General features: G+C 67.7%; 7 protein-coding genes. All 7 read right to left on the bottom strand.

All coding sequences use genetic code 11. From position 1 onward, the window contains the following. Nucleotides 1–736: tetratricopeptide repeat protein (locus HUK84_RS08185; protein ID WP_176639857.1), on the bottom strand; the 736-nt coding region annotated here is incomplete at its 3' end. Next, complete coding sequence (locus HUK84_RS23665; RefSeq protein WP_176639856.1) at nt 723–1,685, bottom strand: type II secretion system F family protein; 963 nt, start codon at nt 1,683–1,685, stop codon at nt 723–725. The genes HUK84_RS08185 and HUK84_RS23665, both read right to left, overlap by 14 nt. After that, on the bottom strand, nt 1,682–2,632 hold the full coding sequence (locus HUK84_RS08175; RefSeq protein WP_176639855.1) for a type II secretion system F family protein: 951 nt from the start codon (nt 2,630–2,632) through the stop codon (nt 1,682–1,684). The genes HUK84_RS23665 and HUK84_RS08175 overlap by 4 nt, the downstream gene beginning before the upstream one ends. Further along, nucleotides 2,632–4,032: a CpaF family protein gene (locus HUK84_RS08170; RefSeq protein WP_317135261.1), complete on the bottom strand. Its 1,401-nt coding sequence runs from the start codon at nt 4,030–4,032 to the stop codon at nt 2,632–2,634. The genes HUK84_RS08175 and HUK84_RS08170 overlap by 1 nt, the downstream gene beginning before the upstream one ends. Next, nucleotides 4,029–5,285 carry an AAA family ATPase gene (locus HUK84_RS08165; protein ID WP_176639854.1) on the bottom strand — a complete coding sequence of 419 codons (1,257 nt, stop codon included), beginning with the start codon at nt 5,283–5,285 and terminating at the stop codon, nt 4,029–4,031. The genes HUK84_RS08170 and HUK84_RS08165 overlap by 4 nt, the downstream gene beginning before the upstream one ends. A gap of 3 nt (nt 5,286–5,288) precedes the next feature. Next, nucleotides 5,289–5,654 (bottom strand): hypothetical protein, encoded by a 366-nt coding sequence (locus HUK84_RS08160; RefSeq protein ID WP_176639853.1) that lies wholly within the window; start codon nt 5,652–5,654, stop codon nt 5,289–5,291. Between the two features lie 10 nt (nt 5,655–5,664). Continuing rightward, nucleotides 5,665–6,989, bottom strand: a 1,325-nt coding sequence (locus tag HUK84_RS08155) for a type II and III secretion system protein family protein (protein ID WP_176639852.1), incomplete at its 5' end; no start/stop codon positions are given.

Genomic DNA, 6,989 nt, shown 5'->3' with positions numbered 1-6,989 from the left:
CCACCTGCCGCTGGCCCAGGTCCGCCGACAGGATGCGCGCGGCCTCGGCCCGCTGCCCACCCATCGCGAGCACCGCCGCCAGGTCGTGGCGCAGCTTGCGCGATGCATTGGCATCCGCGCCATAAGGGCGCATCAGGCGTTCGGCATCCTCTACGTCGCCGCTCATCGCCAGGGACAGCGCCAGATTGACCTGGGCGCCGATCATGTCCGGATCCGCCGCAAGCGCCAGGCGATAGGCCTGCTGTGCATCCAGGTGCCGGCGCAGCAGGTCACGGGCGACCCCCAGATCGTTCAGCGCCACCGCGTTGCGCGGATCACGATCGGCCGCCGCCTGGAATGCGATTTCGGCCGCGGCGGGATCGTGGGCCAGCAGGCAGCGGCCCAGCCCGATCTGGGCCCCGACCAGGTGAGGCGCGCGCAGCAGCACCGCGCGATAGACCCATTCCGCCTGGCCCAGTTGGCCCATCGCGGTCAATGCGTCTCCCTTGATCTGCAGCGCCTCGGCATTCTGCGGGTCGGTGCGCAGGATCGCTTCCGTTGCCTGCAGGGCGATCTGCGGCGCGCCGCCGACCAGGGCGGCACGGGCCACGGTGACGCTGGTGCCCGAGGTCCCTGACGGGCCGGCCACGCAGGCCCCCAGGAGCACGGTCCCCAGGGACGCGATCACTGCCGCGACAAAACCCGGCTTCATGCCCGCACGCGATCCGCAAATGATGAACTGGTCATGATCGTCCATGATGGTGAAAGGAACGCGCGACCTGAATCCCGGCCGGGCCGCCGGCCACCAGGAAGACGCACGGCATGATGAAAAACAGCGTCGGCAAGGTCAGCAGGACACCCAGCCGCGCCGCGCCGGCCTCGTAACGGGTCAGCATCTCATGCCGTAATTCGGCCGACAGGCCGCGCAGCGCGTCGGTGATCGGCGTACCATATTGCTGCGTCTGCAGCAGGGTCGTCGCCAGGCGCCGCAGCCCGTCCACCCCGGACCGGGCGCCCAGATTGCCCAGCACGACGCGCGTATCGGCAATGACGCTCAGTTCGTTGGCGGTGCGGGCGAATTCGGCCGCGACGGCCGCATTGGCATGTTCCAGTTCCACGCTGACCTGGACGATCGCCGCCCCCAGCCCGACGCCGGCCTGGGTACAGATGACCATCACGTCCAGCGCATCGGGCAATCCGGCCTCGAGTTGCTTGAGATAGGCGTTGCGCCTGGCCCGCAGGATATAGTCCGGCGTCAGCAACCCCGCGATCGCCAGCGCGGCCGGCAGCACGTGACGGAACAGGGCCGGCATCCCTGCAAGCCGCGGCAGGAACAGGAAACCGACCAGCGGCAGGCCGATCGCCAGCAGGATCTTGGCACCGATGAACAGGCTGACCGCGTTCGCACCCTGCGCCCCGGTCGAGGTCAGAGTCTCGCGCAGTTCGTCCAGCGTGCCGGTGGACAGCAATCCGCGCTTGACGATCACCTGTCCGATCGCCGAGACCAGCCGCACGGAGGAGGCCCGGAATTCGCGGATCCCGTCGGCCCCGGTCCTGGCGCCGGCCTTCCCGCCCCTGGGATCGCGCAGCCCGCGCATACGTGCCCGCAGGCGCCTCCGCTGCGCGAGCAGATGCGCCGCGGCGGCCAGGCAGGGCAGCATGGCGGCCATCAATCCGGCCAGGGCGAACAGCAGCGGGCGGTTCACGACAGCGTCCTGCGAATGATCGTGCGCATCACCAATATGCCCATCCCCAGGGACACGGCCGCGAAACCCAGCAGGACATGGCCTGCCGGATCGGTGAACAGGGTGCCGATATAAGACGGGTTCGTGACCCACAGGATCAATCCCAGCGCCACCGGCAGGATGCCCAGAACGGTCGCGCTGGCGCGCGCCTCGGACGCCAGGGCATGACCGCGCGCCTTCAGCGCCAGGCGCTTGCGAATGACATCCGCCAGGCCGTCGAGCGCGCCGCTCAACGACCCGCCCGTCTGGGCCTGCAAGGCCAGGGCGGTGGCGAAAAAGCGATATTCCGGCAGGCCGGAACGCATCGCCATCTCGCGCAGGCTGTCTTCCATGGACATGCCGATCGAAATCTGCTCGGCCATGCGCGCGAATTCCGGACCGGTCGGTTCGGCGGCCTCACGCGCGACCGTCCGCATCGCCTCCATCACCGAAATCCCGACCCCGACCGAACGCACGATCATCGCCAGGGCATCGGGGAATTGCTGCAACTGCCGATTACGGCGCTTGTCCATCATCCAGCCGAAGACGCTGCGGCACAGGAAGATCCAGACGCCGACCATCACCGGGAACCCCAGGATTCCAAGGAAGCCCGCGACCATCGAAAACAGCGACGCGACAAGGATGAAGGCGCCGATCGGCACCATCCACCAGGGCACCTGGTATTGATCGGCCCGGGCCATGTCGACCCCCAGCAGGTCGGCCAGCCGTTCCGCGATCGGACGCCGGGCGTGTGTCCGGGGGCGGAAGGCAGAGGGCTCGAGCGGGCGAACGACCCGGTAGGGCACCGAGACGGCGGCCAGGCGCGCGTCGCGTCGCCGCGCCTGCCGCTGCATGCGCGACACCAGGATCCCGCTGACCACCATGCCCAGCAGCGACAGGCAGGACAGGACCAGCAGCCCCGCCAGCATCAGCCGTCCGCCTGTTCAAGGGCGGCGAACCATTCCCGCTCCAGCCCGAAATAGGCGAGGCGCTGCTGGCAGGCGGGCGGGACCCGGCTGACCTTGTAACGGCCGATCAACCTTCCGTCATGGCCTTCGCCCTGGATTTCAAAGCGAAACACGTCATTGAGGGTGATCACGTCGCCTTCCATGCCGCATATTTCGGTCACCTGGGTAATGCGGCGTCCGCCGTCACGCTGGCGTTCCACCTGGATGATCAGGTCCACCGCGCCCACGATCTGGGTACGGATCGCGCGTGACGGCAGGCCCATATTGCCCATCTGCACCATGTTCTCGATCCGCGTCAGCGCATCGCGGGTGGTGTTGGCATGCACCGTGGACATGCTGCCGTCATGACCGGTATTCATGGCCTGCAGCATGTCGAAAGCTTCGCCGCCACGGCACTCGCCGATGATGATCCGGTCGGGACGCATGCGGAGCGCGTTGCGCATCAGGTCGCGCTGGGCGATCTCGCCCCGCCCTTCGAGGTTCGCAGGGCGGGTTTCCAGGCGCACGACATGCGGCTGCTGCAACTGCAGTTCGGCCGCGTCCTCGACGGTGATGACGCGCTCGCCGGCATCGATCATCCGGGACAGCGCGTTCAGCAGCGTGGTCTTGCCCGACCCCGTGCCGCCGGAAACGATGATGTTCAACCTTGCCTTGGCCGCGGTCTGGAGCAGCCGCGCGACCGGAGGCGTCAGGGCGCCGAATTCGATGAGCCGGGCAAAATCGATGACCTTGCGGCCAAATTTCCGGATCGTCAGATAAGGCCCGTCCAGAGCCAGGGGAGAAAAGACGATGTTGACGCGCGAGCCGTCCGCCAGCCGCGCATCGGCCATCGGACTGGATTCATCGATGCGCCGCCCGACGGCCGAGGCGATGCGCTGGCATATGCTCGCCAGATGCGCCGTGTCACGGAAACGGACCCCCGACAGGACCAGCCTGCCCCCATTCTCGATAAAGACCTTGTTCGGCCCGTTCACCATGATTTCGCTGACGGATTCGTTTTCCAGCAGCGGTTCCAGCGGCCCCAGGCCGAGCATGTCGAAGACCAGTTCCTCGGCCAGCGCCCGCTGTTCGCGGCTGTTCAACTGGATCCGCCGCTCGGTGGCGAGTTCCGAAATCAGATGTTCCAGGTCAGCGCGCAGCCGGTCCGGCGGCAGCACCGCGACGGCGGCGGGGTCCAGGCGGTCCAGGCAGGTGACCCGCAATTCGGCGATCATGGACGGCGGTACGCTCGGCGCCGATTCCGTGCCGGCAACGGGGCCCGCCGGGGCGGCGGCCGGGGCGGAATGGTCCGCCCTGGCGGTGGCGCCCTCGTCGGTCCGACTGGCGCGCCGGCCGAATATGGGGGTCCCGAAATATGTCACGGGCGCCTCGCAAAAGGCAGCCACCGGCGCTTCGCGGCGTCGGTCGAAGGCACGCCGTGCCCGGTCGTGACATCCAGCATCCCCACCGCATCGACCTGCCGCGCCAGATCCATCATCGCGGTACGAAAGGCGCCCCGGGCGGCGACCGCCGGCTCGCCCAGCGTCGCGGCGTTGCCGATCTGGCGCGGCAGGTCGGCAATGGTGATGTCGACATTGGTCTTCAGCGCTTCTTCGACCTGGCCGCGGCTCAGCGCACCCGGGCGGCCCAGCCGGTTCAGCACCAGAACCGGGCGCTGCTTCTGCAACGGTCCGGCCGGGACGTCCAGCAGGCGCAGCGTATCCCGCACCGACGCCAAGGTCGGTTCCAGCACCAGGACACGCTGATGCACCTGCGCCAGCAGGTCGCGATTCAGCGCGTTCGATACGAAGGGCACGTCGGCCACGACAAAATTATATCTCTGCCGCAGAACCCGCAGCAAAGCCTGCGCCGCGCCGGCGGCATAATCCAGTTCTGATGCGAAATCCATCTGGTCGGCCAGCACGTGCAGGCGTTCGGCGACCGGGCTGGTGGCCCGTTCGGCCAGCAGGACGTCGATTCTGTCCGGGGCTTCCAGCGCGCGCCGCAATCCGGACCCCACGCCGACATCCAGCAGGAACGCCGCCATTCCGCGATGCAGGTCCGAATCCAGCAACAGCGTGTGGCGATGCATGACCGCGCCGAACAGCCAAGCCAGATTGACGGCGACCGTGCTGGCGCCGACCCCGCCGCGCACGCCCGTGATCGTCACGCAGCGCCCGCCCAGATCCCGCTCGGGCAACTGCCCCCGCGTCAGGGGGCCGAATTGCCTTGCGATCTTCTCGCGCGTCAGCGGGCGCGGCAGGTATTCCGCAACCCCCAGCCCGCGCGTGACCTCGCGGTAGAAATCGGCGCTGTCCACCGAACCGATCAGCAGGACCGAGACATCCGGTTCCACCACCTGGGCCAGGTCGCGCAGGGCGCTGATCGGATGCTTCTCCTCGGCCAGGTCGATGATCAGGATCCGCGGGGTCGAATGCTTCTGCAGCGCCGCCACGGCCGTGCGCACGGTGCCGCGCCGGATATCGATCGCGGCGCCGACACTTTCGGTCAATCCGTCGCGCACCAGCGCCTCGGTGGCCGCGTCGGATACGTATCCCACCAGGAAAGGCCGGTCATGCCGGGCGACAACGGAGCTCGCGGGCTCGGGCTGCACTTTTTCGGCCGTGGCCATCATGGCTCAGTTTCCTCCGCCGCCGGACGGGCTCCCGCTTGATCCACCGCCCGATCCACTGCCCGACGATCCGCTCACGCCGCCGGAAATGCCGTTGGTGGACGGCAACGCCTTGGGTTTGTCCAGCTTGATGCGTTCGACCGCCATGACCGGCGCCTGCGCATCGGGCGCCTCGCCGCCATGCCCCTCCCTCAGATCGCGCGGGTCGGCGACCATGGCGGCAAGATTGGCCGCGTTCGCGCCGGACGGATGCCATGCATAAGGCTTGTGATACGGATCCAACGTGCCACATCCGCCGACCAGCGGCAGGACGCATGACAGCAGGACGCACGAGAGCACCCTGCGCGCCCGGAACAGGATTGTCGCGTTCATGGCCAGGTCCTCATTGAACGAAGAATCCGGCATCGCCTGGAATCTGCACGGGCTCGGCACGCTGTCGCGGCGCCACCTGGCGCATCAGCAGCAGACGTTCGATTTCAGTCGGGACGCCCGCCATGTCGGTCGGCGCGGTCAGGCGCGACCGGTTCGCCACCGGGCGGACGAGATAAGGCGTGACCAGGATCACCAGTTCGGTTTCCTGCCGGTTGAAGTTCGTCGAACGAAACAGCGCCCCCAACAGGGGCACGTCACCGGCGCCGGGAATGCCGTTGCTTGAATCGGTGGTCGAATCCTCCAGCAGGCCGGCGATGGCCAATGTCTCGCCGCTGCCCATCTCGACGGTCGTCTCGGCCCGCCGGACAGTCAGGGCCGGAATGACCGACGTCGATCCGGACGTCGTGACCGACACCGCGTTCTGGTTGCTCAACTGGCTGATTTCCGGGGCGACATGCAGGTTGATGCGTCCATTGCTGAAGACGGTCGGCAAAAAGGTCAGGCTGACGCCATAATCCTTGAAGGCGACCGAAATCGCGCCGGCCTGTTGCGCCATCGGGATGGGATATTGCCCGCCCACCTGGAAGCTGGCGCTTTGTCCGCTCATGACCGTCAGATTGGGCTCGGCCAGCATCCGGACCAAGTTGTCCTGCGAAAGCGCGTCGATGACGCCATTGACGTTGCTGCCCAGGCAGAACGGATTGCGCGTCGCGACGCAGGCAGCGCTGCTGCCGTTCACATTCAGGGTCAGGGCTGGAAAACTGCCGACCTTGCCGATATTGCCGACCGCCTGCCAGTTGATTCCCAACTGGCGCACCACGTTGCGGTCCATCTCCGCGATCCGGACGCTCAGCGTCACCTGGGTCGCCGAGCGGATGGACAGGCGGTTGCGCAGCCCCTGCCCTTCGGCCAGATATCCCCGGGCGATTTCTTCGGCCTGCGCCGCGTCTTCCGGCGAGGCCACCGAACCGCTGAGCGTCAGGCCACGCGCGTCGGTCTGAACCGTGATGTGGCTGCCCGGCATCTGCCGGGCGATCCGGACCTCGGCCTGCGCGGCCCCGTAACTGGACGGCAGGACGTCGATCGTGAATTGCGCGATCGTGTGCCCTTCGGCATCGGTTGCCATGACCGACGTCCGGCCGATCGTCATGCCGTAGAGGAACATGCTGGTCGCGCTGGCCGGCCGTATCTGCGCGACCTTGGGATCGACCACGAAAATCTTCGCCGCCGCTCTTGGCAATGTGACCATGTGGCCGGCGCCGACCTCGAGACTGACCGCGCGTTCCCGGACCGGGCCGGCTTCGTCGCGATGCGCCGCCGCGGCCGGGCCAGGCG

This window comes from Nguyenibacter vanlangensis (assembly GCF_013376155.1).
Classification (GTDB): Bacteria; Pseudomonadota; Alphaproteobacteria; order Acetobacterales; family Acetobacteraceae; genus Gluconacetobacter; species Gluconacetobacter vanlangensis.
This window is presented reverse-complemented; position numbering and strand designations above follow the sequence as displayed.

What these genes read in the sequence shown, in the direction of transcription:
- HUK84_RS08175 (WP_176639855.1), bottom strand. Translation starts at nt 2,632, where the DNA reads ATGCTGGCGGGGCTGCTGGTCCTGTCCTGCCTGTCGCTGCTGGGCATG.
- HUK84_RS08165 (WP_176639854.1), bottom strand. Translation starts at nt 5,285, where the DNA reads ATGATGGCCACGGCCGAAAAAGTGCAGCCCGAGCCCGCGAGCTCCGTT.
- HUK84_RS08160 (WP_176639853.1), bottom strand. Translation starts at nt 5,654, where the DNA reads ATGAACGCGACAATCCTGTTCCGGGCGCGCAGGGTGCTCTCGTGCGTC.